The organism is Streptomyces sp. NPDC104202 (genome assembly GCF_055584185.1).
The window spans coordinates 158,567-184,817 of sequence record NZ_JBVJMN010000002.1 but is presented as its reverse complement, the minus strand read 5'-3'; the positions used below and the strand labels follow the sequence as shown (position 1 = coordinate 184,817).

Sequence of the window (26,251 nt, the reverse complement as noted above, 5' to 3'; positions counted from 1 at the left end):
ACCCTGGCCGCTGGTCGCATCTCTGAATAGGGTTCACATATGGATGCGAAGCTGATCGTCGACGAAGTCCGGCTCACCCCGATCCTCATCTCCGACCCGCCCCTCCTCAACGTCCAGGGCGTCCACCAGCCCTTCACTCCTCGCCTCGTCGTGGAGGTCATCACCGCGGACGGGGTCGGCGGCCTCGGCGAGACGTACGGCGACGGCGCCTACCTGGACGCCGCCCGCCCGCTGGCGCAGGCCCTGCCGGGACGGTCGGTCACGGACGTGAACGGCCTCTTCGCCCTCGCGGCCGCCGTCGCTCCGAGTGCCCCGGCAGCCGGCGGCCCGGACGAGGGCGTCGACGCCGGCGGCCTGCGCGGGGTCCGGAGCGCGGACAAGCTCCGCCTCTCCGTCGTCTCCGCCTTCGAGACCGCCTGTCTCGACGCCCTCGGCAAGACCCTCGGCCTGCCCGTCCACGCCCTCCTCGGAGGCAAGGTCCGCGACACCGTCGAGTACAGCGCCTACCTCTTCCACCGCTGGGACGCCCACCCCGGCGCGGCCCCGACGGACGACTGGGGCGCGGCCCTCGACCCGGCGGGCGTCGTCGCCCAGGCCCGCCGCTTCGACCGGGAGTACGGCTTCCGCTCCTTCAAGCTCAAGGGCGGGGTGTTCGAGCCGGAGCGGGAGGTCGCCGCGATCCGTGCCCTGGCCGAGGCGTTCCCCGGCCGCCCCCTCCGCCTCGACCCCAACGGGGCCTGGTCCGTGGAGACCTCCCTCGCGGTCGCCCGCGCACTCGCGGACGTCCTGGAGTACCTGGAGGACCCGGCGAGCGGCACCGACGCGATGGCCGCGATCGCCGCCGGCACGGAGCTGCCGCTCGCCACCAACATGTGCGTGACCACCTTCGAGGAGGTCCCGGAGGCCCTCGCGAAGGGAGCCGTACGGATCGTCCTCTGCGACCACCACTACTGGGGCGGCCTCCACCGCACCCGCGAACTGGCCGCGCTCTGCCGGACGTACGGCATCGGGCTCTCCATGCACTCCAACACCCACCTGGGCATCAGCCTGGCCGCCATGACCCAGGTCGCCGCCACCCTGCCCGGGCTCCGGTACGCCTGCGACACCCACTACCCGTGGCAGACCGAGGACGTCGTGACCACCCGGCCCGTCTTCCGCGACGGCCGTCTCACCGTCTCCGACGCGCCCGGTCTCGGCGTCACCCTCGACCGGACCGCGCTGGCCGCGCTGCACCGCCGCTGGCTGGACGACGACGGCACCCTGCGGGACCGCGACGACGCGGCGGCCATGCGCGTCGCGGACCCGGCGTGGCAGGCGCCCCGCGTCCCCCGCTGGTGACCGGAGACCGCACCGGCGGCCGGAGGACCGGGGGAAGGCCCGCCCCAGCACCGGTCGGAGCGCTCCGCCGGCCCGGGGCCACCGTGCTCAGGCGTGGCAGGCCACCGGCACCCCGCCGTTCATCGCGGCCATGTCGCCGAAGACCGCCACCGGGTCCAGCGGCGCGCCCTCCGGCAGCCCCTCCAGCTCCGCGTACGCCCGGTGCAGGTTCGCGACGAGCCGCTCGCTCTCCCGCCACGCGGCGAACTCCCCGAGGTCCGCGCGCCGTGCCGTCTCCAGCGGGGTCTCGCCCCTGGCGTACCCGTCGGCGGCCAGGTCCCGCACCCACAGCAGATAGCGCTCGGTCGCGTCGTACGCGGAGGGGTCGGTCACCCGGCCGTGGCCCGGCACGACCGTCGGCGCGTCCAGCGACCGCAGCAGGGCGAGGGCGCGCAGCGAGCCGGCGAGCGATCCCGTCGGCAGGAAGGGCGTCCCGCCCTGGAAGACGAGGTCGCCGGTGAAGACCACGCCCTGCCCGGGCAGGTGCACGATCGAGTCGCCGGTCGTGTGCGCCGCGCCCGGGTGGATCACCCGCACCTCGACGTCCCCGACGTACAGCGTCAGCCGGTCGCGATAGGTCACCGACGGCGGCAGGATGTCGACCCGCCCGAAGTCGGTCTGCGGCCACAGCAGGTGGAGCTGGTGGCCGGCGGCGAGCTGCTCGGCCCGGCAGTTCTCGTGCCCGACGATCCGGGCCTCCGGCCGGAACACCCCGTTGCCGTACGTGTGGTCGCCGTGGTGGTGCGTGGACACGACGGTCGACGGCAGCGCCAGCCCCGCCGCGAGCACCGCCTCGCGCAGCAGCAGCGCCCTGCGCTCGGTGGCGGCGGTGTCGACGAGCAGCGACTCGCGCGCGTCGCCGAGGAAGCCCGCGTTGTTCAGGCACCAGCCGCCGTCGGGCTGGACGAAGGCGTGGACGTTCGGCGCGAGCGCGACCACGTAGGGATCGGTGGCAGACAAAGGGATTCCCCCGGTTGAGAGCCCGACTGGACAGGGGAAGCGTGCCAGGCGACCCGGACCGGGGGAAGTCGGAGCCACCCGCTCCGGAACGGCCGCGTGGAGGGCCTGGGGTACGCCGCCGTCGATCCCGGCCCGGCCCGCTCGTGGAGGCTCCGGCGCGGGCCCGTGCCCGGCGTCACCAGATCAGCGCCGCCCCGAAGACGGCCAGCGCGATCGTGCACGCCGTGGCGAGCAGCGCCCCCCGGTGGGAGAGCGGGAGCGGCCGCGCCGCGCCCAGGGACCGGATCCGGCGGTGGGCGACCGCCAGGAACGCCACCCACACCAGGGCCGACAGCGCGAGCCCGGTCATCTCCCTCGCGCCGATCGTGTCGCTGACGGTCAGTTTCACGGCCAGCACGGCGACGACCGTGCACGACAGGGTCGTGCGCCGCCACGCGAGCCGGGTGCGCTCCGGCTGGAGCCCGGGGTCCCGGGCGTGGGGCGCGGTCTTCACCGGCCGGCCCAGCCGAAGACGACGAGCACCACCATCGTCAGCGCCACCGCGGCCACGGCCAGGCTCAGCACCGCGGGGAAGCGGGAGCCGGGCAGGTCCTCGCCGCGCCGCATCGCCCGCTCGCAGCGCACCCAGTGGTTCACCGCGCGCAGGGAGCACAGCACGCCGGCCGCGAGCAGCGCGAGCGCGAGCCCGACCCGCACCCCCCAGCGAAGGTCCGGCAGGAACTGGTCGACGGCGAACCCGCCGCCGACGAGAGCGAGCGCCGTGCGGATCCACGCCAGGAACGTCCGCTCGTTGGCGAGGGAGAAACGGTAGTCGGGGGTCTCGCCCTCGTCCCGCACCCGCTGCGGCGCGAACCACAGGCGCACGGTCTGTACGAAATCGCTCACACGTGCACCCTAACGGCCCGGTCAGGGCCCCGCCCGGCGCCCCGTCCGGGCCTCGTGCGCCCGCAGTCCCTCGTGGGCGGCGAGCCCGTCCGGCACCCACTCCCAGAGGGCGAGCCGCTCCTCCAGCTCCTCGTCGGTGAGGAAGCCGTGCCAGGCGACCTCCTCCGCCTGCGGGTCCACCGGCAGGTCGCAGCGGACCTCGTAGACCGCCGACCACCACTTCCCGGCCACGCCCCCGGAGTCGTACAGGAAGCGGAAGACCGGCTCGGGGCGGGGGAGCCCGGAGACGCCCAGCTCCTCCTCGGCCTCGCGCAGCGCCGCGTCGTCGTAGGACTCGCCGGCGCCGACGACCCCGCCGACGAACATGTCGTACAGGGAGGGGAAGACGAGCTTGCCGGGCGTCCTGCGGTGCACGAAGATCCGGCCCCGGGCGTCCCTGACCCGGATGAAGACGCAGCGGTGGACGAGGCCCCGCGCGTACACCTCGCCGCGCGGGGCCTGCCCGATCACCCGGTCGTGCTCGTCGACGACGTCGAGAATCTCTTCAGCGGAGCTCATCCCGCCATCCAAGCACCGCCGCCGGGCCGCCGGACCCGCCGGGCCCCGGCGCGCTCACTGCCCCATGACGTACGCGACCGTCGGGCCCGTGGTCCAGCCGCCGTCGACCGCGAGCTCGGCACCGGTCACGTACGAGGCGGCGTCGGAGAGCAGGAAGACGACCGCGCCCGCGATCTCGTCGGCCTCGCCGACCCGGCCCATCGGCGTGTTCGGGTAGTTGCCCGCACCGCGCTCGATGCCGACCGAGGCCGTCATCGGGGTGTACGTCATGCCCGGGTGCACGGAGTTGACGCGGATGCCCGAGGTACCGAGCTCCACCGCCCCGATCTTGGTCAGACCGCGCACGCCCCACTTGGAGGCGCCGTATCCGGCGGTCAGGGCCAGGCCCATCAGCCCCGCGGCGGAGGAGATGTTGACGATCGAGCCGCCGCCGGCCTCCCGCAGCGCCGGTATCGCGGCCTTCATGCCGATGAAGACGCCGGTCAGGTTGATGTCGAGGACCTGGCGGAAGTGCGCGACGGACTCGGTCTCCAGGAACGCTCCGGTGGAGATGCCCGCGTTGTTCACCAGCCCGTGCAGTCCGCCGAACTCCGCCACCGCGTACGCGACGGCCGCCGCCCACTCCTCCTCGGAGGTCACGTCGTGGTGGAGGAAGCGGGCCCGCTCGCCGAGCGTGTCGGCGGTCGCCCTGCCGTCCTCGTCCAGGACGTCGGTGACGACGACGTTCGCTCCCGCGGCCACCGCCTGCCGGGCTGCCTCGGCGCCCAGGCCGCGGGCGCCGCCGGTGACGAGCACGGTCTTGCCGGTGAGGTCGTTCATGAAGGGTCCTTTCGGGGGTGCGCCCGCTCCGGCTGTGCGGCACGCAGCAGGGCGGTGGTGGTCTCCACCAGATCGGCGAGGAAGAGCGCCTCACCGGTGAGGGGTTCGGTGCCGTCGAGGTACTGCCGGGCCCGGTCCGCCAGGGCGGCGCCCACGACGGTGAGCGCCAGGTCCAGCCGCTCCAGGAGCAGCGGCCCGGGCAGCCCCGTGCCGGCCAGCCGCTCCGCGACGCGCTCGATCAGGCGCCAGTAGACGGTCCCGGCGAGCGTGGGGTGCGGCGTGCGGGTGCGCACCCCGCTCTCGTGGCTGAGCTGGGCCGAGATCCGCAGACAGCGGCGGCCCCGGTCGGTGCGCAGTTCGCTCGCCTCGGCGGTGACGAGGGCGCCGACCAGGCGTCTCAGCCCGTCCTCCGGGCCCTCGCCGGCGCTGTCGGCCGCCGTCTCGGCGGCTTCGAAGAGGGGCGCGAGCACGCCCTCCGTACGGGTCTGGCGGGCGGCCATTACGGCGTCCAGCAGCCCGGCGCGCGAGCCGAAGTGGTACTGCACCGCGGAGGGGTTCGCCTGTCCGGCGAGCGCGACGACGTCCCGCAGCTGCGTGCCGTGGACGCCCTGGGCGGCGAAGAGCTCCTCCGCCGCGCGGATCAGTTTCTCCCGGGTCTCGGGCCCCGACGTACGTGCCATGGGAACATATTAATGCTCGCCATTAGAAAACGGGAGGCCCCCGGCGAGGCGAAACGGTTGACTGGATACATCCGTGTATCCAAGATGCGGTCCATGTCCTACGACGCTGATGTGATCGTGATCGGGGCCGGCCTCGCCGGCCTCGTCGCCACCGCCGAGCTGGTCGACGCCGGCCGCACCGTGATCCTCCTCGACCAGGAGCCCGAGCAGTCCCTCGGCGGCCAGGCCCACTGGTCCTTCGGCGGACTCTTCCTCGTCGACTCGCCCGAGCAGCGCCGGATGCGCATCAAGGACAGCCACGAACTCGCCCTCCAGGACTGGTACGGCACCGCCGGCTTCGACCGGACCGAGGACCGCCGGCCGCGCGAGTGGGCCGAGGCGTACGTCGACTTCGCCGCCGGCGAGAAGCGCTCCTGGCTCCACGCGCGCGGGGTGCGCTTCTTCCCCGTGGTCGGCTGGGCCGAACGCGGCGGCTACGGCGCCATCGGCCACGGCAACTCCGTGCCCCGCTTCCACATCACCTGGGGCACCGGCCCCGGCCTCGTCGCCCCCTTCGAGCGGCGGGTTCGCGAGGGCGCCGCCCGCGGTCTGGTCGACCTCCGCTTCCGTCACCGGGTCACCGGCCTCGGCCGCACCGCCGGTGCAGTCGACACCGTCACCGGCGAGATCCTGGAGCCCTCCGACGCCGTCCGCGGCACCGCCAGCTCCCGGGAGGCCACCGGCGCCTTCGAGCTGCGCGCCCAGGCCGTGATCGTCACCTCGGGCGGCATCGGCGGCAACCACGACCTGGTCCGCGCCCAGTGGCCCGACCGGCTCGGCACCCCGCCCGCCAGGATGCTCTCCGGCGTCCCCGCCCACGTGGACGGCCTCATGCTCGGCGTCGCCGAGAAGGCCGGCGCCCACCACATCAACCGCGACCGGATGTGGCACTACACCGAGGGCATCGAGAACTGGGACCCCATCTGGGCCCGCCACGGCATCCGCATCCTCCCCGGCCCCTCCAGCCTCTGGCTCGACGCCACCGGCAAGCGGCTCCCCGTCCCGCTCTTCCCCGGCTTCGACACCCTCGGCACCCTCGAACACATCATGCGGACCGGCCACGACCACACCTGGTTCGTCCTCGACAAGCGGATCATCGGCAAGGAGTTCGCCCTCTCCGGCTCCGAGCAGAACCCGGACCTCACCGGGAAGTCCGTCCGCGGCGTCCTCGGCCGCGCCCGCGCCGACGTGCCCGGACCCGTCCAGGCGTTCATGGACCGGGGCGCCGACTTCGTCGTCGAGAACGACCTCCCGGCCCTCGTCCGCGGCATGAACGCGCTCACCGACGAACCGCTGATCGACGAGGCCGCCCTCCGCCGCGAGATCACCGCCCGCGACCGCGAGATCGCCAACCCCTTCACCAAGGACCTCCAGATCACGGCCATCCGCGGGGCCCGCACCTACCTCGGCGACAAGCTCATCCGCACCGCCGCCCCGCACCGCATCCTCGACCCCGCGGCCGGCCCGCTGATCGCCGTCCGCCTCAACATCCTCACCCGCAAGTCCCTCGGCGGCCTGGAGACCGACCTCGACTCCCGCGTCCTCACCGAGGGCGGCGAACCGCTGGCCGGTCTGTACGCCGCGGGCGAGGCCGCCGGCTTCGGCGGCGGCGGCGTCCACGGCTACCGCTCCCTCGAAGGCACCTTCCTCGGCGGCTGCATCTTCTCGGGCCGCGCGGCGGGCCGCGCCGCGGCGAAGGCGGTCGGCTGACGGGACCGGCCGGACCGTCGCGGACGCCGCCCCGTCCGGCCGCCGGCGGGGGCGCCGGGCGCGTCAGCCGAGGCCCGGGGGGCGGGGCTCCACGGGCAGCGGCCCCACCACCCGGAACCGCTCCACCACCAGCATCGTCGTGTCGTCCACGGTGAAGTCCGGGTTGCCGAGGGCCTCGCGCATCTCCTCGCCGTGCCAGAAGCGCTCGTGGTCCGCCCGCCACTGGGGGACGGAGAGATGTCCCTCGCCCTCGTCCAGGGCGAGGGCGAGGTCCGCCTCGCCGAGGGGCAGGACGCGGACCTCCGTGACCTCCACGACGGCGACCTCGCGGCCGTCCGAGTCGATCAGCGCCGAGCGCTCGCCCACCTCGGGCAGCTCCTCGCCCTCGACCTGCCACTCGGCCAGCAGTCCGGTGGTGGCGGTCTTGCGGCCGGTCAGGACGGCCGCGACGAGCCGGTCCCGGAGCGGGCCGGGGAAGGCGAGGAGGAAGGGCTTGAGCGCGTGAGGGCCGGTCATGGCCGACAGTCTGTCAGCCATGACCGGCCCCCGGGGCCGTACGCGAGCGGCCGGGCTACAGCACCAGCGAGAGCAGCAGCACGAAGACGATGCCGACGACCGAGATGATGGTCTCCATCACCGACCAGGTCTTGACCGTCTGGCCGACGCTCATCCCGAAGTACTCCTTCACCAGCCAGAAACCGGCGTCGTTGACGTGGCTGAAGAAGAGCGAACCGGCGCCGATGGCGAGGACGAGGAGGGAGACCTCACCGGTCGACATGCCCTCGGCGAGCGGGGCGACCAGGCCGGCCGCCGAGATCGTCGCCACGGTGGCCGAGCCGGTCGCGAGCCGGATCGCGACCGCGATCAGCCAGGCGAGCAGCAGGGCCGGGATCGACCACTCCTCGGAGAAGTCGAGGATCATCTGGCCGACGCCGATGTCGATCAGGGTCTGCTTGAAGCCGCCGCCGGCGCCGACGATCAGCAGCACGCCCGCGATGGGGGCGAGCGACTTCTCGACGGTCGTGGACAGCCGCTCCTTGGTGAAGCCGGCCGCGCGGCCCAGGGTGAACATGCCGACTATGACGGCCGCGAGGAGCGCGATCAGCGGCGAGCCGATGACGTCGGTGACCTTCTGCACGGCGTTCTCGGGGTCGTCGACGACGATGTCGACGAGCGCCTTGACCAGCATCAGGACGACGGGCAGCAGCACGGTCGCGACGGTGGCGCCGAAGCCGGGGCGCTTCTCCAGGTCCTCGGAGGGACGGGCCGGGATCATCGACTCCGGGGGCTGGATGTCCACCCAGCGGGCGGCGTACCGGGAGAAGACGGGACCGGCGATGATCACGGTCGGGATCGCGACGACGAGGCCGAGCGCGAGGGTCACGCCCAGGTTGGCGCCGACGGCGTCGATCGCGACGAGCGGGCCGGGGTGCGGCGGGATGAGACCGTGCATCACGGAGAGGCCGGCCAGGGCCGGGATGCCGATCCGCATGAGCGAGTAGTTGCCGCGCTTGGCGACCATCAGGACCACCGGGATCAGCAGCACGATGCCGACCTCGAAGAAGAGCGGCAGGCCGATCACGGAGGCGATCAGGACCATCGCCCACGGCATGGCGCGCTTGCCCGTCCTCGCCAGGATCGTGTCCACGATCTGGTCGGCGCCGCCCGAGTCGGCGAGCAGCCGGCCCAGGATCGCGCCGAGCGCGATGAGGACGCCCACGCCGGCCACGGTGTTCCCGAGGCCGGTGCTGAACGACTTGATGGTGTCGGCGAGCGGGGCGCCCGCGAACGCGCCGAGCGCCAGCGACCCGATGGTCAGCGCCAGGAACGCGTGCAGTTTGAACTTCGTGATGAGCAGGACGATGACGGCGATGCCGGCGAGCACGGCGATCCCGAGCTGGGCGTTGCCGGCCGAGGTGATCGGTTCGGCGGCGTCCGCTGCCAGGGTCTCGACGCTGAGACGGGTCACGGTGGGGTCCTTCGTACGGGCAGGAGGGCGGGGGGCCGGGGGACGGGGGTCAGCGGGCGGCGAGGCCGCGCAGCGCGGCGACGGCCCGGGCGGTGATCTCTTCGGGGGTGCCGGAGACGTCGACGGCGACGCCGGCCTCGTCCTCCTGCAGCGGCTGCAGGGTGGCGAACTGCGAGTCGAGGAGCGCCGTCGGCATGAAGTGGCCCCGGCGGGCCCCCATCCGGTGTTCGATCAGCTCCCGGTCGCCGGTCAGATGGAGGAAGACCACGCCGGGCGCCGCGGCGCGCAGCCGGTCCCGATAGCTCCGCTTCAGCGCGGAGCTGCTCACCACCCCGCCGAGCCCGGCCCGGTCGTGCGCCCACCGGCCGATGGCGTCGAGCCAGGGCCACCGGTCGGAGTCGTCCAGGGGGGTGCCGGCCGACATCTTGGCCACGTTCGCCGCGGGGTGGAAGTCGTCGCCCTCCGCGTAGGGCAGGCCGAGGGCCTCGGCGACCAGGGGGCCGATCGTGGTCTTGCCGGTCCCGGCGACGCCCATCACGACGACGACCGTCCTCGTCCCGGGCTGGGGGGTGGTGCTCATGGGTGGTGCCTCGCTGTCTTCTTCGACATCGATCCGTCGCGCTCATGAAACCCATTGGGTACGACGTATTCAAGAGGCTGTGACGTAAAAGTAGTACTTTTAATTCCCGAGGTGATCACCCGAGCGCGCCCGCATAGGCTTGCCGACATGACGACACCGGCCCCGGGGCTCCACTCCCACGTCCTCGCCACCCTGGGCCTGGCGATCACCGCGGGGGAGTACCCGCCCGGCACCGTGCTGCGCACCGACGAGCTGGCCCAGCGCTTCGACGTCTCCCGGACCGTGGTCCGCGAGGTCGTCCGGGTCCTGGAGTCCATGCACCTCGTCGAGTCCCGCCGCCGGGTGGGCGTGACCGTCCTCCCCACCGCCAGCTGGAACGTGTACGACCCCCAGGTCATCCGCTGGCGCCTGGCCGGCGCCGACCGCCCCCGCCAGCTCCGCTCGCTCACCGTCCTGCGCTCGGCCGTCGAACCCGTCGCCGCCGGACTGGCCGCCCTCCACGCCACCCCCGACCAGTGCCGGGAACTCACCGAGCAGGCCCTCGGCATGGTCGCCACCTCGCGCGGCCGGCGCCTGGAGGAGTACCTCGTCCACGACATCGCCTTCCACCGGGTCGTGCTCAACGCCTCCGGCAACGAGATGTTCGCCCGCCTCGGTGACGTCGTCGCCGAGGTCCTCACCGGCCGCACCCACCACCACGTCATGTTCGAGGACCCCGACCCGGCCGCCGTCACCCTCCACGTCCAGGTCGCCGAGGCCGTCCGTGAGCGCGACGCCGCCCGCGCCGAGGAGCTCACCCGCCAGATCGCGGTGGGCGCCCTCCGGGAACTGGACGTACTGGCTCCGTAAGCTCTGAACTAGCTCAAATATGGGCGTTCAGTGACATGCGCCACAGTCATCCGTCACTTCCTGACGTGAGGATGTGCGCTGGCCGTGCCGGGGACACCCCCCACCGGGCACGGCCCGGCACCGCACAGCTCCCCCCTCACGAAGGCGAACAACTCCATGACTGACCGCGTCACCGCGGCCGAGCCGCTGTCCGCCGCACCGGCCCCGCAGGCCGCTGCCCCCCACGTCGACGCCGGCGACGCCGGATACCGCAAGGACCTCAAGTCCCGGCACATCAACATGATCGCCATCGGCGGCGCCATCGGCACCGGCCTCTTCCTCGGCGCCGGCGGCCGGATGTCCCAGGCGGGCCCCTCCCTCTTCATCGCCTACGCGGTCTGCGGCGTCTTCGCCTTCTTCGTCGTGCGCGCCCTCGGTGAGCTGGTGCTCTACCGCCCGTCCTCCGGCGCCTTCGTCTCCTACGCCCGTGAGTTCATGGGCGAGAAGGGCGCCTACACGGCCGGCTGGCTCTACTTCCTCAACTGGTCGACCACCGCCGTCGCCGACATCACCGCGGCCGCCACCTACGCCCACTTCTGGGCCATGTTCAGCGACGTCCCGCAGTGGGTCCTCGCCCTGATCGCCCTCGCGGTCGTCCTCGCCGCCAACCTCATCTCCGTGAAGTACTTCGGCGAGATGGAGTTCTGGTTCGCGATCATCAAGGTCGCCGCCCTCGTCGCCTTCATGCTCGTCGGCATCTTCCTCATCGTGACCTCGCACGACGTCGGCGGCCACACCCCCGGCCTCGCCAACATCACCGACAACGGCGGCATCTTCCCCCAGGGCACGATGCCGATGCTCCTGCTCATCCAGGGCGTCGTCTTCGCCTACGCCTCCGTCGAGCTGTGCGGCGTCGCCGCCGGCGAGACCGAGAACCCCGAGAAGATCATGCCGAAGGCGATCAACTCGATCATGTGGCGCGTGGGCCTCTTCTACGTCGGCTCCGTGGTCCTGCTCGCGCTGATCCTCCCGTACACCGCGTACTCCGGCGACCAGAGCCCCTTCGTCACCGTCTTCGACAAGCTGGGCGTCCCCGGCGCCGCGGGCGTCATGAACCTCGTCGTCCTCACCGCCGCCCTCTCCAGCCTCAACTCGGGCCTGTACTCCACCGGACGCATCCTGCGCTCCATGTCGCTGTCCGGCTCCGCGCCCCGCTTCACCGGCGTCATGAACCGGGGCGGCGTCCCCTACGGCGGCATCCTGCTCACCGCCGGCTTCGGCGTCCTCGGCGTCGCCCTCAACTACGTCATGCCCGGCGAGGCCTTCGAACTCGTGCTCAACCTCGCCTCCCTCGGCATCATCGGCACCTGGGCCATGATCATGGTCTGCTCGCTGCTCTTCTGGCGCAGCGCCCGCCAGGGCCGCCTCACCCGCCCCGGCTACAACCTGCCCTGGGCCCCGTACACCCAGATCGTCACCCTGGGCTTCCTCGCCTCCGTCCTCGTCCTCATGTGGATGGACGGCGGCATCGGCCGCACCACCGTGAACCTCCTCCCGCTCATCGCGGCCGCGCTCGTTGGCGGCTGGTTCCTGGTCCGCCGCCGGGTCCGCGCGACCGCCGCGACCCCCCTGGACTGACCTCCCCTCACGGGAACGGCGGGACCCCCGCGGGCACGGCCTGCGGGGGTCTCGCCTCTTGTCAGGAGATAGTGGTACGCAGGAGCCTTACAAGATCCGGTCGGAGAAAAGGAAGTTCGCGATGCCGCAGCACGTCCAGGGGGTCATCGCCCCCGGCAGGAACGAACCGGTACGGGTCGAGACCATCGTCATCCCCGATCCCGGCCCCGGCGAGGCGGTCGTGAAGATCCAGGCGTGCGGCGTCTGTCACACGGACCTCCACTACAAGCAGGGCGCCATCAACGACGAGTTCCCCTTCCTGCTCGGCCACGAGGCGGCCGGAATCGTCGAGTCGGTCGGCGAGGGCGTCACCGACGTCATCCCCGGCGACTTCGTCATCCTCAACTGGCGTGCCGTGTGCGGCACCTGCCGCGCCTGCGAGCGGGGCCGCCCCTGGTACTGCTTCGCCACCCACAACGCCCGCCAGAAGATGACCCTCCTGGACGGCACGGAGCTGTCGCCGGCCCTGGGCATCGGCGCCTTCGCCGAGAAGACCCTCGTCGCCGCCGGCCAGTGCACCAAGGTGGACCCGGCCGTCGCCCCCGAGGTCGCGGGCCTCCTCGGCTGCGGCGTCATGGCCGGCATCGGCGCCGCCATCAACACCGGCGGCGTCGGCCGCGGCGACACCGTGGCCGTCATCGGCTGCGGCGGCGTCGGCGACGCGGCGATCGTCGGCTCCCGCCTCGCCGGAGCCGCGAAGATCATCGCCGTCGACATCGACGACCGGAAGCTGGAGACGGCCACGTCGATGGGAGCCACCCACACGGTCAACTCCCGCTCCACCGACGCCGTCGAGGCGATCCGCGAGCTCACCGGCGGCTTCGGTGCCGACGTCGTCATCGAGGCCGTCGGCCGCCCCGAGACGTACGAGCAGGCCTTCTACGCCCGCGACCTCGCCGGCACGGTCGTCCTCGTCGGCGTCCCCACCCCCGAGATGAAGCTCGAACTGCCCCTCCTCGACGTCTTCGGCCGCGGCGGCGCCCTGAAGTCCTCCTGGTACGGCGACTGCCTGCCCTCCCGCGACTTCCCGATGCTGATCGACCTGCACCAGCAGGGCCGCATCGACCTCGCCGCCTTCGTCACCGAGACCATCGGCCTCGGCGACGTCGAGAAGGCCTTCGCCCGGATGCACCAGGGCGACGTCCTGCGCTCGGTGGTGGTGCTGTGATGGCCGCCCGCATCGACCACCTCGTCACCTCCGGCACCTTCAGCCTCGACGGCGGCACCTGGGACGTCGACAACAACGTCTGGATCGTCGGCGACGACACCGAGGCCGTCGTCATCGACGCCGCCCACGACGCCGACGCCATCCTCGCCGCCCTCGACGGCCGGGCCCTGCGCGCCATCGTCTGCACCCACGCCCACAACGACCACGTGGACGCGGCCCCGGCGCTCGCGGCCGCCACCGGCGCCCGCATCCTGCTCCACCCGGCCGACCAGCCGCTCTGGAAGCAGACCCACCCCGACCACAGCCCCGACGGCGACCTGGCCGACGGCCAGGTCCTCACCATCGCGGGCACCGACCTGACCGTCCTCCACACCCCGGGCCACGCCCCCGGCGCGGTCTGCCTGTACGCCCCCGACCTCGGCACGGTCTTCACCGGCGACACGCTCTTCCAGGGCGGTCCGGGCGCCACCGGCCGGTCCTTCTCGGACTTCCCGACGATCGTCGACTCGATCCGCGAGAAGCTCCTGACGCTGCCCCCGGAGACGGTCGTCCGCACCGGTCACGGCGACCCGACCACGATCGGCGCCGAGGCCCCGCACCTCCAGGAGTGGATCAACCGGGGCCACTGAGAGCCAGCCGGCTCTCGAAGCGCATCTTCACGCCCGTGAGCGGGTCGGTGAACTCCAGCGTCCGCGCCAGCAGTTGCAGCGGCCGCCCGAAGTCCTCCGGCCCGTCCTCACGGACCACCGGATAGACCGGGTCGTGCAGGATCGGCAGCCCCAGGGCGTTCATGTGGACCCGCAGCTGATGCGTCCGCCCGGTCACCGGCACCAGCCGGTACCGGCCCAGACCGCCCGCGTGCCCCACCAGCTCGATCCGGCTCTCGGCGTTCGGCTCGCCCGGCACCTCGCGGGCCGCCATCACCCCGCGCTCCTTCTCGATCCGGCTCCGCACCGTCACCGGCAGCCGCACCCCCGGGTCGTACGGCGCCACCGCCTCGTACTCCTTGCGCACGAGCCGGTCCCGGAACAGCGTCTGGTACGCCCCCCGGTCCTCCTCCCGCACCACGAACAGCACGAGCCCCGCCGTCAGCCGGTCCAGCCGGTGCGCCGGCTGCAGCCGCGGCAGCCCCAGCTCCCTCCGCAGCCGCGCCAGCGCCGTCTCCGTCACGTGCCGCCCCCGCGGCATGGTCGCCAGGAAGTGCGGCTTGTCCGCCACCAGCACCCGCTCGTCCCGGTACACCACCCCGATCCCGAACGGCACCGGCGTCTCCGTGGGGAAGTCCCGGTGGAACCAGACCAGCCGCCCCGCCTCGTACGCCTCGTCCCCGCCCACCGGCCCGTCCAGCCCGACGAACCGGCCGGCCCCCAGCATCTCCTCGACCCGCCCGGCCCCGATCGCCCGCCCGTACCGGGCCACCAGGAACTCCCGCACGGTCCCCCAGCCGCCCTCCGGATCCTCCGGGAACCGCACCCGCACGGGATCGATGCCGTCCCGCTGGGGGAGCGGGGAGGAAGGGGCCTTCGATCTGCGTCGCACCGGGGTCCTGCCGTCGTGAAAAACAAGAGAGACCCCACATCATGTGGGGTCTCTCACTGGTGTCCGAGGGGGGACTTGAACCCCCACGCCCGATAAAGGGCACTAGCACCTCAAGCTAGCGCGTCTGCCATTCCGCCACCCGGACTAGGTGTTTTGTCTTCCCGGCCGCTCGGCCCTTCCGACGAGAAGAACAATAGCAAAGATTCGAGGGGGTCGATCACCACCCCTCGTCGGCCCCTGTCATGTGACAGCCGCATGTCGGCCGACGGGTGGTCTTGGGGGGTGAGGGGGCCACGCGGGAGGATGGGGAGATCACAAGGAACCACGTGGGGCACGTAGTGGGAGGAAGCAGCGTGAGCGAGTCGAACACGGCCCAGGGCGTCAGGGGCGAGGACGAGGTCGTGGACCTCTGTCGCGATCTCATCCGCATCGACACCAGCAACTACGGCGACCACTCCGGCCCGGGAGAGCGGGCGGCGGCCGAGTACGTCGCCGAGAAGCTCGCGGAGGTCGGACTCGAGCCGAAGATCATCGAGTCGCACAAGGGGCGCGCGTCCACCGTCGCCCGCATCGAGGGCGAGGACCCGTCGCGGCCGGCCCTGCTGATCCACGGCCACACCGACGTCGTCCCGGCCAACGCCGAGGACTGGACCCACCACCCCTTCTCCGGCGAGATCGCCGACGGCTGCGTGTGGGGCCGCGGGGCCGTCGACATGAAGGACATGGACGCGATGACCCTCGCGGTCGTGCGGGACCGGCTGCGCAGCGGCCGCAAGCCCCCGCGCGACGTCGTCCTCGCCTTCCTCGCCGACGAGGAGGCCGGCGGCACGTACGGCGCCCGGCACCTGGTCGACAAGCACCGGGACCTGTTCGACGGGGTCACCGAGGCGATCGGCGAGGTCGGCGGCTTCTCCTTCACGGTGAACGAGAACCTGCGCCTGTACCTGGTCGAGACGGCGCAGAAGGGCATGCACTGGATGCGGCTCACCGTCGAGGGCACCGCCGGCCACGGCTCCATGACCAACGACGACAACGCGATCACGGAGCTCTGCGAGGCCGTGGGCCGCCTCGGCCGCCACCAGTGGCCGGTGCGGGTCACCAAGACCGTGCGGTCGTTCCTGGACGAGCTCTCGGACGCGCTGGGCACCCCGCTCGACCCCGAGGACATGGACGGCACCCTCGCCAAGCTCGGCGGGATCGCCAAGATGGTCGGCGCCACCCTGCGCAACTCCGCCGCCCCCACCATGCTCGGCGCCGGCTACAAGGTGAACGTGATCCCCGGCCAGGCCACCGCGCACGTGGACGGGCGCTTCCTGCCCGGCTACGAGCAGGAGTTCCTGGCCGACCTGGACCGGATCCTCGGCCCCCGGGTGAAGCGCGAGGACGTGCACGGCGACAAGGCGCTGGAGACCAGTTTCGACGGCGCGCTGGTGGACGCCATGCAGCTGGCTCTCCGGGCCGAGGACCCGATCGCCCGTGCCGTGCCGTACATGCTCTCCGGCGGCACCGACGCCAAGTCCTTCGACGACCTCGGCATCCGCTGCTTCGGCTTCGCGCCGCTGCAGCTGCCGCCGGAGCTCGACTTCGCCGGCATGTTCCACGGCGTCGACGAGCGGGTGCCGGTCGACGGCCTGAAGTTCGGCGCGCGCGTCCTGGACCGCTTCCTCGACGCCTGCTGACGGGTGCGGCGGACGGGCCGAATTCGTCCGCCCGTTTGCATGTGACCGGAAAGAGTGAATGAACTCGGGGACTCGTAGCCCCCACCCTTCCCCCTCGTTACAGGTGATGCGGTCCGCGGCTGGGGCCGCATTGCCAACTAGGAGGAATAATGATCAAGAAGGTCGTCGCTGCTGCGGCTGCCACCGGCGGTCTGGTTCTCGCGGGCGCGGGCATGGCCGTTGCCGACTCGGGTGCCCAGGGTGCGGCCATCGGTTCCCCCGGTGTCCTCTCGGGCAACGTCGTCCAGGTGCCGGTTCACGTCCCCGTGAACGTGTGCGGCAACACGGTCTCCGTGATCGGTCTGCTGAACCCCGCCTTCGGCAACACCTGCGTCAACGCCTGACGTTGTGCCTCGCCCCGTGAGGGTGTGAGCCGGTCCGGCCCCGGAGTGCGTGCCATGCACTCCGGGGCCGGTGGCCATTTCCGCCACCGGGTTCTCCATCCGGTGGCACTCTTTCGAAGCCGAGCAGGCAGGGAACAGCTATGCGACAGGTCACGCGCAAGGGCCTTATCACCGTGGCGGCCGCCGGAGGCGTTTTCGCCGCCGTCGGCGGCGGTTATGCGCACGCCGAATCCGGCGCGAACGGTACGGCCACGAATTCCCCGGGCGTCGCGTCCGGGAACTCCGTCCAGGTCCCGGTCCACGTACCGGTGAACGCCTGCGGAAACACCGTCAACGCCGTCGGACTCATGAATCCGGCGATGGGCAACACCTGTGCCCACACCGCGCCGTCGCGCGGTGGCTCCGCCGCCGTCGGCCGCACCGGCGGATCGCCCGGCGTGGCATCGGGCAACAACGTCCAGGTCCCCGTCGACATCCCCGTCAACGTCTGCGGCAACAGCTTCACCGGCGTCGGCCTGGGCAACGCGGTCGCGGACAACGACTGCGCGAACGGCTACGGCGACGACGACGGCGGTTACGGGGACGACGACGGCGGATACGGAGACGACGAGGACACGGGCTACGGCGAGGAGCCGGAGAACCCGGGCAATCCCGGCAATCCGGGGAACCCCGGGAACCCTGGCAACCCCGGCAACCCCGGGAACCCCGGGAATCCTGGCAACCCCGGGAATCCCGGGAATCCCGGGAATCCCGGAAACCCTGGCAACCCCGGGAATCCTGGTAACCCGGGCAACCCCGGTACTCCCGGGAACCCGGGCACGCCCGGAACCCCCGGTACGCCCGGCACCCCGAACACGCCCGGTACGCACGTCGTCACGCCGCCCGTCGAGGAGCTGGCGGAGACGGGCGCGGGTCCGCTCGGCGTGATCGTGCCGGCCGCGGCGGGGCTGCTGCTCGGCGGCTCGCTGATCTACCGGCGCAACCGCGGCGCCGCCTGAGCGCCTCGCGCCCGACGGACCACGCAGAGGGGCCCCGCACACCGCGGGGCCCCTTCTCGATGTCCTGACGTGGTCATGCGGTCGCTACCAGGTCGCCCGGACCTGGCGGATGATCCGCCGCTTCAGCCGCACTCTCCGGCTCCCGTCCCGGTGCAGGGTCAGGCGGTCCAACTCCCAGTGTCCGTACTCGGCGTGGTCGGTCAGCAGGCGCGTCGCCTCCTTGCGGGAGACACCGCGCGGCACGTACACATCGACAAATTCGTATTCCGGCATCGCATCTATTGTGCGGGCACGGGCCCGGTACGGATAGCGTCTGTCCCATGTCTGATGCTGCGCAGCCCACCGCTGCCGAGGTACGTGCCGCCGCCGAGGCGGTCAAGACCGCACTGGACCGTCACCTCGCGGCGGTCGAACTCCGCACGGGAGACGACGACACGGCCGTCTACGAGGCCTTCAACGCCCTCGCCGCGGCGGCCGAGGCGTACGACGAACTCCTCTACGACCGGTACGACGAGGTCACTCCCTTCGAGATCCCGGGAGCGGACGGCGCCCTGCCGCCCTACGCCGGACCTGACGAACCCCACGCCCTCAGCCTCCTGATCCGCCGCGACTACGCCGTGGCGGAACCGCAGCGCCTGCTCGCCCAGGCCCGGCGGGTCAGCGAGCTGGACGGCGAAGGGGACGTCCCCCGCAACGCCGCCAAGGCGGCCGTGTCGCCGCTCGCCGCGATCGGGGTGCTCTTCGGCGAGTTCGAACCGGACGAGATCGCCTCCCGGCACAAGGAGTTCGGCCTGGAGGAGGGCGACTCCACGCTGTGGGTCACCGCCGCCGACGAACTCGCGGAGCCGGGGGAGTGGCTGAACGCCCCGTTCGACCACGCCGCCGACCCCGAGCGGATCGTCTGCCGCTTCGACGTCAGCTCCGTCTTCGACGAGGAGGACGACGAGGACGACGACAGGGCCGCGGGGGACCCCGGACGCGACGGGCGGCGGGCCGCCGCGGGCGAGCACGCGGGCGCGGGCTCCTGACGGATCCCGCCCGGAAGGCAGCCGGAGCACGGCGGAGGGCCGGGGACACCGCACAGCGCGGCGTCCCCGGCCCTCCGGCCGTCCCGGTCCGGGGTCCCGCCTACTCCCCGGGAGCGGCGAGCAGGGCCTCCAGGAGCGGCCGCAGGCGGGTCGTGCGCTCCGGCGCCACCCCTTCGGCCACGGCGCGGGCCAGGGCCTGGTCCACCCCGTGGACGACCGAGAGGTGACGCTCGGCGCGCCCGAAGGCCGTGTAGACCCACGGCCGGCTCAGCCCGCCGGCGGCGTCACCGGGCAGCACCACGACCACGGCGGGCCAGCGCGCCCCGGCCGCCTGGTGCGCGGTGAGCGCCCAGCCGTGCCGCAGCGTCGTCTCCACCCGCTCCTTCGGCACCACCCGCTCCTCGTCCCCGCAGCGCAGCCGCAGCCCCTCGGCGTCCGCCGAGAGCACGGTCCCCGTCACGGTCCGGCCCGGAGCGGCCGCGTACGCCACGCGGTCACCGGGGTCGTAGCCGCCGAAGCGGCCCGGGCCGGGGTTGAGCCGCTGCTTGAGGGCGGTGTTCAGCGCGCGGGTGCCCGCGGAGCCGCCGTGGCCGACGGTGATCACCTGGGTCTGGTCGGCGGGCACGCCGATCGCCCGCGGCACCGAGTCGGCCACCAGCTGGACCGTGCGGTGCACCGCCTCGCCGGCGTCCCGCACCGGGACGATCACGACCTCCTTGCCGGGGGCCGCCACCTGGTTCAGCTCGCCGACCCCGATGCCCGACACCAGCTCGCCGAGCGGGCCCGGGTCGGGCGTCCGCGAAGCGATCCGGGGGCACACCCGCGCCGCCAGCGCGTCGGCGAAGACCCGCCCGGGGCCGGGCGCGCCCAGCACCTCCGGGTCGCCGCTCAGCACCAGCCGGCAGCCGTCCGGCAGCGACTCCACGAGGGCGGCGGCCGTCTCCACGTCCAGCTGCGGGGCGTCGAGTACCGCGAGCAGGTCCAGGGCGAGGGCGCCGTCCTCGTCCCGGCCGGGGCCGGCCGTCCCGGAGAGCAGGCCGGCGACCGTCACCACGTCCTCCGGTGCCGCGCCCGTCGCGCGTCGGCCGGCGTCGTGGTGGACGGCGACCAGGGCGCGCAGTCCCCGCTCGCGGGCGGCCGCGGCGAGCGCCACCGGTTCGGCCCGGGCGGCCTCGCCCCCGGTGTGCAGGACGAGCCCGTGCGCCCCGGCGGCCCGTGCGAGCTCGGGACCCTCCCAGGTCTGCTCCGTCGCGGTCCTGACGAGACGGGCGAGACCGTCGGCGAGGCTCTCCTCCGCGAGCGCGTACCGGTCGAGCCCGAGCAGCACGGGCGAGGCCGGTCCCTCGTCGTCCGCCGGCTCCGGGGCGTCCGCCGCCTCCTCGTCGTCCGCGTCGGTGTCCTCCCGCGCCGTCTCCTCCTCCTGGAAGACCAGCACGGCGGCCTCGGAGACCGCCGTCTCGACGGCCTCGTCCGGGTCCGGCACGGCGTGGCCGGCGAGCCCGGCGCGCACGGCCTGGACCTCCAGCGCGGTGTGACCCTGCGCGGCGGCGCTCTCCAGCAGCCACACGGTCAGCGCGACCGTACGGCGCGGGTCGCCCGGACCGCAGGCGGGGCCGAGCAGGGCCCGCGCGAAACCGTCGGCCTGCTCCGGCCGGACGCCGGGCACCGCGAGCAGCTGCCACGGGTCCTCGCCCAGCACCGCGGCCGCGCCCTCGCCGAGCGCGGCGGCGACCGGCCCGGCCAGCGCCTCGGGCGCGCCGCCCTTGGCCAGTACCTCCCGCACCGCCTCCGTGGTGGCGGGCGCCGGTGCGGAGACGCGCTCGGGCGCGGGGGGCCGGACGGTCATGGCCGGGGCCGCCTCGGCCGCGGCGCGGCGCGGGGCGGGCTCGGGCGCCTCGAAGAACGCGTCCCCCGAGGTCGCGCCCCCCTCCATGGCCCGTACCGCCGCCAGCAGGTCCGCCGCGGTGCCGCTGAGCTTGGCGCCGCTGGCCACCGTGCCGTCCTTCTCGGCCTTCCGGGCCGCGATCCGGGCCCGCAGCTCCCGCTGCGCCGTCAGCTCGGCCTGCGCCTCGCTCACCTCGGGCGCGTCGGCGGTCGCGGCGTCGGTCTTCGTCTCGCTCTCCGCGGTCCCGTCGTCCGCCGCCCCGGTCTCCCCGGCGTCGCCGCCGGCCGCGGGGCCGTCGTCCGCCCCGGCGTCACCGGCCGCGTCGTCTGTCGCTTCGCCGTCCCCGGCGTCGCCGTCGCCCGCGCCGGGCCCGGAGGCGTCGGTGGCGGCACCGGGGCCCGTGTCCGGCGCGGCCTCCCCGGGCGCGTCGGCGGTGGGCTCGGGTGCCTCGGGCGCGGTCTCCCCGGAAGGCTCGGTCACAAGGTGCTCCAGTCGTGATCCGGATAGCGGTGCACGGGCGCGGACACGTCGTCGAGCGCTCGGCAGATCTCCTCAGGAAGACTAAGGGTCTCCACCGACAACGCGGCCGTGAGCTGGCGTGCCGTGCGCGCGCCGACGACGGGCGCGGTCACGCCGGGCCGGTCGCGGACCCAGGCGAGGGCGACGTGCAGCGGGGTGGTCGCCAGGCCGTCGGCGGCGGTGGCGACCGCGTCGACGATCCGGCTCGCGGCGTCGTCCAGGTACGGCTCCACGAAGGGCGCCATGGTCTCCGAGGCGCCGCGCGAGTCCGAGGGTGTCCCCGTGCGGTACTTGCCCGTCAGGACTCCGCGTCCCAGGGGCGACGAGGGGAGCAGACCTATGCCCAGGTCGAGGGCGGCGGGGAGCACCTCGCGCTCGACGCCGCGCTGGAGCAGCGAGTACTCCAGCTGGGCTCCGGCGAGGCGCGTGCGGTCGCCGCCGAGCTGCCAGGTGCCGGCCTTGGCCAGCTGCCAGCCGCAGAAGCCGGACACGCCCGCGTACCGGGCGCGCCCGGTACGGACGGCGATGTCGAGCGCCTGGAGGGACTCCTCCAGCGGCGTGTGGGGGTCGTACGCGTGGAGCTGCCACAGGTCCACGTGGTCGGTGCCGAGCCGCGCGAGGGAGGCGTCGAGGGCCGCGAGCAGATGACCGCGCGAGCCGTCGGTGCGCCGGTCGGGGTCGGGCACGCTGCCCGCCTTGGTGGACAGGACGAGGTCCTGGCGGGGGATGAGTCGCTCCATCAGACGGCCGAGCAGGTACTCCGCCTCGCCCCCGCCGTACACGTCGGCGGTGTCGACGAGGGTGCCGCCCGCGTCCCAGAACGCCTTCAACTGCTCGGCGGCGTCGTGCTCGTCGGTGTCCCGGCCCCACGTCAGGGTGCCGAGTCCGATGCGCGACACGCGCAGGCCGGTGCGTCCGAGATGCCTCTGCTCCATGGGCGCGAGATTACTGGCCAGGGCACCACGCGGAGAGAGCCTGTGGACAACCGTGCCCTGACGGATGGCGGGGCCGCGCGCTAGAGTCCCGCCCACAGAGACGTTACCGATGGGTAAGGGGTGTGTGGAATGCGGCTCGGCATCAACCTCGGCTACTGGGGCGCCGGCATGGACGGCGACAACCTCGCCGTCGCCCAGGAGGCGGACCGCCTCGGCTACGACGTCTGCTGGGCCGCGGAGGCGTACGGCTCCGACGCCCCGACCGTCCTCACCTGGGTCGCGGCGAAGACCGAGCGGATCGACGTCGGCTCCGCGATCATGCAGATCCCGGCCCGGCAGCCCGCGATGACGGCGATGACCGCCGCCACGCTCGACTCGCTCACCGGCGGCCGCTTCCGCCTCGGCCTCGGCGTCTCCGGCCCGCAGGTCTCCGAGGGCTGGTACGGCGTGAAGTTCGACAAGCCGCTCGCCCGGACCCGCGAGTACGTCGAGATCGTCCGCAAGGCCATGACCCGCGAGCGCCTCAGCTACGAGGGCGAGCACTGGACCCTGCCCCTCCCGGGCGGCCCCGGCAAGCCCATCAAGCTGACGGTCCACCCGGAGCGCGAGCACATCCCGCTCTACATCGCCGCGATCGGCCCCAAGAACCTGGAGCAGACCGGCGAGATCGCCGACGGCGCCCTGCTGATCTTCCCCTCCGCCGACCACCTGGAGGAGACGGCCCTGCGCCACCTGCGGGCGGGCCGCGAGAAGGCGGGCCTGACCATGGACGGCTTCGACGTCTGTCCGACCCTGCCCCTGGCACTCGGCGACGACGTCCAGGCCCTCGCCGACGTGTTCCGCCCCTACACCGCCCTGTACGTCGGCGGCATGGGCAGCCGCAAGCAGAACTTCTACAACCAGCTCGCGCAGCGGATGGGCTACGAGAAGGAGGCCGCCGAGATCCAGGACAAGTACCTGGCCGGCGACAAGGCGGGGGCCGCGGCCGCCGTGCCGCACTCCCTGATCGACCAGACGGCGCTGCTCGGCTCCGTCGAGCGGATCGCCGAGCGGATGACGGCGTACGCCGAGGCCGGCGTCACCACCCTGACCCTCGCCCCGGCCGGCTTCACCCTCGACGAGCGGGTGGCGGCCCTGCGGGCGGGCGTGGAGGCGATGGAGCGCGCCGGGCTGTAGGCGCCGGCGGGAGTGGTGGTCCGCGGCCGTGGTGGGGGCTCGGGGGTCTTCCCCGCCACGGCCGTCAGGCTGCACAACGCAGGTGCGGGGCAGCCGGTTACGCCCTCGGCCCTCACTCTTTCGGCCGAGCCGTCGGCCCCTGCTGTTGCCCGCCGGGCGGGACCGGACTTGACTCGGCCTTCCCGGACGTACCGGAGTGCGGGCGTCCGCACGGAGGTGGCGGCGATGCTCACGGCCAAGGGCCTGTTCCAGGAAATCATCGACAACGACGAGTCCTTCCGGCTCTTCTGTTCCATCGCCGCCAGCGGCGAGGCGCAGGGGGGCTGGGAGAACGCCCGGATCGCGGCCCTCGTGGCCCCCGGGATGCGGGATCTCACTCCCAAGATCACCCGGCACGGCGCCGACGAGGACAAGCACGGCCGGATCTTCCGCGCGTTGATGAAGAAGCGCGGCCTCGAACCCGTCCCGGTGCCGCCCGACACCGACTACACGATGCTGCTCGAAGAGCGCGGCATCGGGCTCGCGCACGAGAAGCTCCGCCGGGACGAGCCGCTGACCGAGGAGGACGTCGTCGTCTACCTCGCGCACAGCCGGGTCACCGAGGAGCGCGCGGCCGAGCAGATGCAGCTCCTGGTCAGGTACTTCGGCGACCACCCCGAGCTCGGCAAGGCGATCCGGATGATCTGCAACGACGAGGACAACCACCTCGCCTACTGCCACGAGGAGCTGCTCCGGCTCGCCCGCGCCGGCCACGGCCGGCTCATCCAGCGGACCCTGCGCGCGTCGGCGCTCGCCGAGATCCAGGTCTACCGCGACGTCAGCCTCGCCGTCATGCGGCACATGGGGCGGATCCTGGAGTGGCCCCGGCCCAAGGCCGCCGTCCTCGCCGCGGGCATCCACGGCGTGTACGCCTACGACCGGGCCGCGGGCTGGCACCGGATGGTCGGCCTGAGGATGCCGGACCGGCTCGACGCGCTCGGCGGACCGCCGGTCCCCGCACCCGCCTTCTGAGGCGGGCCCCGCCTCACATCCAGCCGCGGCGCTTGAAGAGCCGGTACAGCGTGGCGACGATGCCCGTCATCACGACGATCACGACCGGGTAGGACCACTCCCAGCGCAGCTCCGGCATGTGCTCGAAGTTCATGCCGTAGATGCCGGCGACCATCGTGGGGACGGCGGCCATGGCGGCCCACGCCGAGATCTTCCGCATGTCGTCGTTCTGGCGCACCCCCATCTGCGCGAGATGGGCCGACAGCACGTCGGAGAGCAGCCGGTCGAGCCCCTCCACCTGTTCGTTGGAGCGCAGGAGGTGGTCGTTGACGTCGCGGAAGAAGGGCTGGGCCGCCTCCTCCACGAAGGGCACCGCGCCGGCCGTCAGCCGCGCCATCGGGCCGGCCAGCGGCCCGCTGGCCCGGCGAAACTCCAGGACCTGGCGCTTCGCCGTGTAGATCCGCTCGGCGGTGTTCGCCGGGTTGCCGCCGGTGGGGGCGAAGACGTCCGCCTCCAGCTCCTCCAGGTCCACCTGGAGCTCGCCCGTCACGTCCAGGTAGTGGTCGACGATCGCGTCGCTCACCGCGTACAGCACCGCCGTCGGGCCGTGCCGCAGGACCTCGCGGTCGGCCTCCAGGCGCTTGCGCACCGCCATCAGCGGCGCCCCCTCGCCGTGCCGGACCGTCACCACGAACGAGTCGCCCATGAAGATCATGAGCTCGCCGGAGGACACCCGGTCGCTCTCCGGCTCGTACACGATCGGCTTGAGCACCATGAACAGCGAGTCGTCGTAGACCTCCAGCTTGGGCCGCTGGTGCGCCTTGAGCGCGTCCTCGACCGCGAGCGGGTGCAGCGCGAACTCGGACGCGACGTGGTCGAACTCCGCCTCCGACGGCTCGTGCAGGCCCACCCAGAGGAAGGCGTCCCCGCTCGCCCTCGCCTCCTCCAGGGCATCGGAGAGGTCGGCGGGTCCGTCGGTACGGCGTCCGTCGCGGTAGAGGGCAGAGTCCACGATCACGCGGCGCATTCTGCCCCCGATCCGCTCCGGCACGCACGCGTGCGCCGAACCGGTGCGTCCCCGTCCCGCGCGCGTGCGGCGCGCCACCGCCGCGCGCGGTCCGCGATCCGGCCGCCCCCGTCCTTCGCCCGCACGGCCTAGGCTGGCCCGCATGGCCACGCTGATCCTCGTCCGGCACGGACGCTCCACCGCCAACACCTCCGGGGTCCTCGCCGGGCGCACGCCCGGCATCGCGCTCGACGAGCGCGGGGCCGAGCAGGCCGCGGCCCTGCCAGGACGCCTCGCGGGCGTCCCGCTCGCCGCCGCCGTCTCCAGCCCGCTCCAGCGGTGCCGCGAGACCCTGCGGCCCCTCCTGGACGCCCGCCCGGACCTGCCGCTCCACGTCGAGGACCGCATCAACGAGTGCGACTACGGCGACTGGTCCGGCCGGAAGCTGGCCGAGCTGAACGACGAGCCCCTGATGGACGTCGTCCAGGCCCACGCCTCCGCCGCGGCCTTCCCCGGCGGCGAGTCCATGCGCACCATGCAGTTCCGTGCCGTCGAGGCGGTGCGCGACTGGAACGCCCGCGTGGAGGCCGAGCACGGGGAGGACGCCACGTACCTCATGTGCTCCCACGGGGACATCGTGAAGTCGGTCGTCGCCGACGCCCTGGGGCTCCACCTCGACCTCTTCCAGCGCATCCACGTCGACCCGTGCTCGGTCACCGTCATCCGCTACACGCGCCTGCGGCCCTTCCTCGTCCGCCTCGGCGACACGGGCGACTTCGCCGCGCTCGCCCCCCGCGACCACCCCGACGGCTCCGGGTCGGCGGAGGTCGGGGGTGGTGCGGGCGCACCGTGATCCTCTTGAG

Annotated in this window: 27 protein-coding genes and 1 tRNA gene; 13 read left to right on the top strand and 15 right to left on the bottom strand. The window is 73.2% G+C overall.

Annotated features, from left to right (window positions below):
• The first annotated feature begins 39 nt into the window (after positions 1-39).
• Complete coding sequence (locus ACZ60W_RS02165; protein ID WP_469753412.1) at positions 40-1,338, top strand: enolase C-terminal domain-like protein; 1,299 nt, start codon at positions 40-42, stop codon at positions 1,336-1,338.
• An 87-nt stretch (positions 1,339-1,425) separates the two neighbouring features.
• Here the strand turns inward: ACZ60W_RS02165 and ACZ60W_RS02160 are convergent, their stop codons facing one another.
• The 6 genes from ACZ60W_RS02160 to ACZ60W_RS02135 all read right to left on the bottom strand — a co-directional run bounded on the left by ACZ60W_RS02160 (position 1,426) and on the right by ACZ60W_RS02135 (position 5,279).
• Entirely contained in the window at positions 1,426-2,337 is a 912-nt protein-coding gene (locus tag ACZ60W_RS02160) for an MBL fold metallo-hydrolase (protein WP_469753411.1), read from the bottom strand.
• A gap of 175 nt (positions 2,338-2,512) precedes the next feature.
• Positions 2,513-2,830, bottom strand: coding sequence for a DUF202 domain-containing protein (locus ACZ60W_RS02155; RefSeq protein WP_469753410.1), 318 nt, complete (start codon positions 2,828-2,830; stop codon positions 2,513-2,515).
• Complete coding sequence (locus tag ACZ60W_RS02150; RefSeq protein WP_366303893.1) at positions 2,827-3,222, bottom strand: YidH family protein; 396 nt, start codon at positions 3,220-3,222, stop codon at positions 2,827-2,829. Before ACZ60W_RS02150 ends, ACZ60W_RS02155 begins: the two co-directional genes overlap by 4 nt.
• A 21-nt stretch (positions 3,223-3,243) precedes the next feature.
• Entirely contained in the window at positions 3,244-3,780 is a 537-nt protein-coding gene (locus ACZ60W_RS02145; protein ID WP_469753409.1) for an NUDIX hydrolase, read from the bottom strand.
• A 54-nt stretch (positions 3,781-3,834) separates the two neighbouring features.
• A complete protein-coding gene (locus tag ACZ60W_RS02140) occupies positions 3,835-4,599 on the bottom strand; it encodes a glucose 1-dehydrogenase (protein ID WP_469753408.1) in 765 nt (254 codons plus the stop codon).
• Positions 4,596-5,279: a TetR/AcrR family transcriptional regulator gene (locus ACZ60W_RS02135; protein ID WP_469753407.1), complete on the bottom strand. Its 684-nt coding sequence runs from the start codon at positions 5,277-5,279 to the stop codon at positions 4,596-4,598. Before ACZ60W_RS02135 ends, ACZ60W_RS02140 begins: the two co-directional genes overlap by 4 nt.
• Before the next feature lie 93 nt (positions 5,280-5,372).
• Here ACZ60W_RS02135 and ACZ60W_RS02130 point away from each other — a divergent pair, with 93 nt between their 5' ends.
• Positions 5,373-7,028, top strand: a complete 1,656-nt coding sequence (locus ACZ60W_RS02130; protein WP_469753406.1) for an FAD-binding dehydrogenase — start codon at positions 5,373-5,375, stop codon at positions 7,026-7,028.
• A 63-nt stretch (positions 7,029-7,091) separates the two neighbouring features.
• On the opposite strand, the gene ACZ60W_RS02125 is transcribed toward ACZ60W_RS02130, so the two are convergent.
• From ACZ60W_RS02125 to ACZ60W_RS02115, 3 genes are read right to left on the bottom strand one after another with little or no spacing between them, the layout of a single operon-like run.
• Positions 7,092-7,544 carry an ASCH domain-containing protein gene (locus ACZ60W_RS02125; protein WP_469753405.1) on the bottom strand — a complete coding sequence of 151 codons (453 nt, stop codon included), beginning with the start codon at positions 7,542-7,544 and terminating at the stop codon, positions 7,092-7,094.
• A gap of 55 nt (positions 7,545-7,599) precedes the next feature.
• Positions 7,600-8,997, bottom strand: a complete 1,398-nt coding sequence (locus tag ACZ60W_RS02120; protein WP_469753404.1) for a GntT/GntP/DsdX family permease — start codon at positions 8,995-8,997, stop codon at positions 7,600-7,602.
• A 49-nt stretch (positions 8,998-9,046) separates the two neighbouring features.
• On the bottom strand, positions 9,047-9,577 hold the full coding sequence (locus ACZ60W_RS02115) for a gluconokinase (RefSeq protein WP_469753403.1): 531 nt from the start codon (positions 9,575-9,577) through the stop codon (positions 9,047-9,049).
• A gap of 147 nt (positions 9,578-9,724) precedes the next feature.
• Here ACZ60W_RS02115 and ACZ60W_RS02110 point away from each other — a divergent pair, with 147 nt between their 5' ends.
• The 4 genes from ACZ60W_RS02110 to ACZ60W_RS02095 all read left to right on the top strand — a co-directional run bounded on the left by ACZ60W_RS02110 (position 9,725) and on the right by ACZ60W_RS02095 (position 13,879).
• Positions 9,725-10,426, top strand: a complete 702-nt coding sequence (locus ACZ60W_RS02110; protein ID WP_469753402.1) for a FadR/GntR family transcriptional regulator — start codon at positions 9,725-9,727, stop codon at positions 10,424-10,426.
• A 156-nt stretch (positions 10,427-10,582) separates the two neighbouring features.
• Entirely contained in the window at positions 10,583-12,043 is a 1,461-nt protein-coding gene (locus ACZ60W_RS02105) for an amino acid permease (RefSeq protein WP_469753401.1), read from the top strand.
• Between the two features lie 121 nt (positions 12,044-12,164).
• Positions 12,165-13,250, top strand: a complete 1,086-nt coding sequence (locus tag ACZ60W_RS02100) for an S-(hydroxymethyl)mycothiol dehydrogenase (protein ID WP_469753400.1) — start codon at positions 12,165-12,167, stop codon at positions 13,248-13,250.
• The gene (locus tag ACZ60W_RS02095) at positions 13,250-13,879 is read left to right on the top strand and encodes an MBL fold metallo-hydrolase (RefSeq protein ID WP_469753399.1); all 630 of its coding nucleotides are present in this window, start codon (positions 13,250-13,252) and stop codon (positions 13,877-13,879) included. The genes ACZ60W_RS02100 and ACZ60W_RS02095 overlap by 1 nt, the downstream gene beginning before the upstream one ends.
• Here the strand turns inward: ACZ60W_RS02095 and ACZ60W_RS02090 are convergent.
• Together ACZ60W_RS02090 and ACZ60W_RS02085 are read right to left on the bottom strand one after the other, a co-directional pair.
• Positions 13,863-14,789 (bottom strand): RluA family pseudouridine synthase, encoded by a 927-nt coding sequence (locus tag ACZ60W_RS02090; protein WP_469753398.1) that lies wholly within the window; start codon positions 14,787-14,789, stop codon positions 13,863-13,865. The genes ACZ60W_RS02095 and ACZ60W_RS02090 overlap by 17 nt on opposite strands.
• Positions 14,790-14,846: 57 nt before the next feature.
• Positions 14,847-14,934 (bottom strand) — tRNA-Leu (locus ACZ60W_RS02085).
• A 208-nt stretch (positions 14,935-15,142) separates the two neighbouring features.
• Between ACZ60W_RS02085 and ACZ60W_RS02080 the strand changes: the two genes are divergently transcribed.
• The 3 genes from ACZ60W_RS02080 to ACZ60W_RS02070 all read left to right on the top strand — a co-directional run bounded on the left by ACZ60W_RS02080 (position 15,143) and on the right by ACZ60W_RS02070 (position 17,849).
• Positions 15,143-16,468 carry a M20/M25/M40 family metallo-hydrolase gene (locus ACZ60W_RS02080; RefSeq protein ID WP_469753397.1) on the top strand — a complete coding sequence of 442 codons (1,326 nt, stop codon included), beginning with the start codon at positions 15,143-15,145 and terminating at the stop codon, positions 16,466-16,468.
• A gap of 149 nt (positions 16,469-16,617) precedes the next feature.
• Positions 16,618-16,851: a chaplin ChpH gene (gene chpH / locus ACZ60W_RS02075; RefSeq protein ID WP_030315925.1), complete on the top strand. Its 234-nt coding sequence runs from the start codon at positions 16,618-16,620 to the stop codon at positions 16,849-16,851.
• 140 nt (positions 16,852-16,991) lie between these two features.
• Entirely contained in the window at positions 16,992-17,849 is an 858-nt protein-coding gene (locus ACZ60W_RS02070) for a chaplin (protein WP_469753396.1), read from the top strand.
• Between the two features lie 84 nt (positions 17,850-17,933).
• Here ACZ60W_RS02070 and ACZ60W_RS02065 read toward each other — a convergent pair whose 3' ends face one another.
• Complete coding sequence (locus ACZ60W_RS02065; RefSeq protein ID WP_073915128.1) at positions 17,934-18,122, bottom strand: DUF5703 family protein; 189 nt, start codon at positions 18,120-18,122, stop codon at positions 17,934-17,936.
• A 47-nt stretch (positions 18,123-18,169) separates the two neighbouring features.
• Between ACZ60W_RS02065 and ACZ60W_RS02060 the strand changes: the two genes are divergently transcribed.
• Entirely contained in the window at positions 18,170-18,877 is a 708-nt protein-coding gene (locus tag ACZ60W_RS02060; protein WP_469753395.1) for a hypothetical protein, read from the top strand.
• Between the two features lie 100 nt (positions 18,878-18,977).
• On the opposite strand, the gene ACZ60W_RS02055 is transcribed toward ACZ60W_RS02060, so the two are convergent.
• On the bottom strand, positions 18,978-21,242 hold the full coding sequence (locus ACZ60W_RS02055) for a helix-hairpin-helix domain-containing protein (protein WP_469753394.1): 2,265 nt from the start codon (positions 21,240-21,242) through the stop codon (positions 18,978-18,980).
• A complete protein-coding gene (locus ACZ60W_RS02050; protein WP_469753393.1) occupies positions 21,239-22,216 on the bottom strand; it encodes an aldo/keto reductase in 978 nt (325 codons plus the stop codon). Before ACZ60W_RS02050 ends, ACZ60W_RS02055 begins: the two co-directional genes overlap by 4 nt.
• A 129-nt stretch (positions 22,217-22,345) precedes the next feature.
• On the opposite strand from ACZ60W_RS02050, the gene ACZ60W_RS02045 reads away from it, so the two are divergent.
• Positions 22,346-23,392: an LLM class F420-dependent oxidoreductase gene (locus ACZ60W_RS02045; protein WP_469753392.1), complete on the top strand. Its 1,047-nt coding sequence runs from the start codon at positions 22,346-22,348 to the stop codon at positions 23,390-23,392.
• A gap of 225 nt (positions 23,393-23,617) precedes the next feature.
• Positions 23,618-24,403, top strand: a complete 786-nt coding sequence (locus ACZ60W_RS02040; RefSeq protein WP_469753391.1) for a ferritin-like domain-containing protein — start codon at positions 23,618-23,620, stop codon at positions 24,401-24,403.
• Positions 24,404-24,416: 13 nt separating this feature from the next.
• Here the strand turns inward: ACZ60W_RS02040 and ACZ60W_RS02035 are convergent, their stop codons facing one another.
• Positions 24,417-25,409 (bottom strand): magnesium and cobalt transport protein CorA, encoded by a 993-nt coding sequence (locus tag ACZ60W_RS02035; protein ID WP_469753390.1) that lies wholly within the window; start codon positions 25,407-25,409, stop codon positions 24,417-24,419.
• Positions 25,410-25,551: 142 nt separating this feature from the next.
• Between ACZ60W_RS02035 and ACZ60W_RS02030 the strand changes: the two genes are divergently transcribed.
• Positions 25,552-26,241, top strand: a complete 690-nt coding sequence (locus ACZ60W_RS02030) for a histidine phosphatase family protein (protein WP_469753389.1) — start codon at positions 25,552-25,554, stop codon at positions 26,239-26,241.
• Positions 26,242-26,251 lie beyond the last annotated feature (10 nt).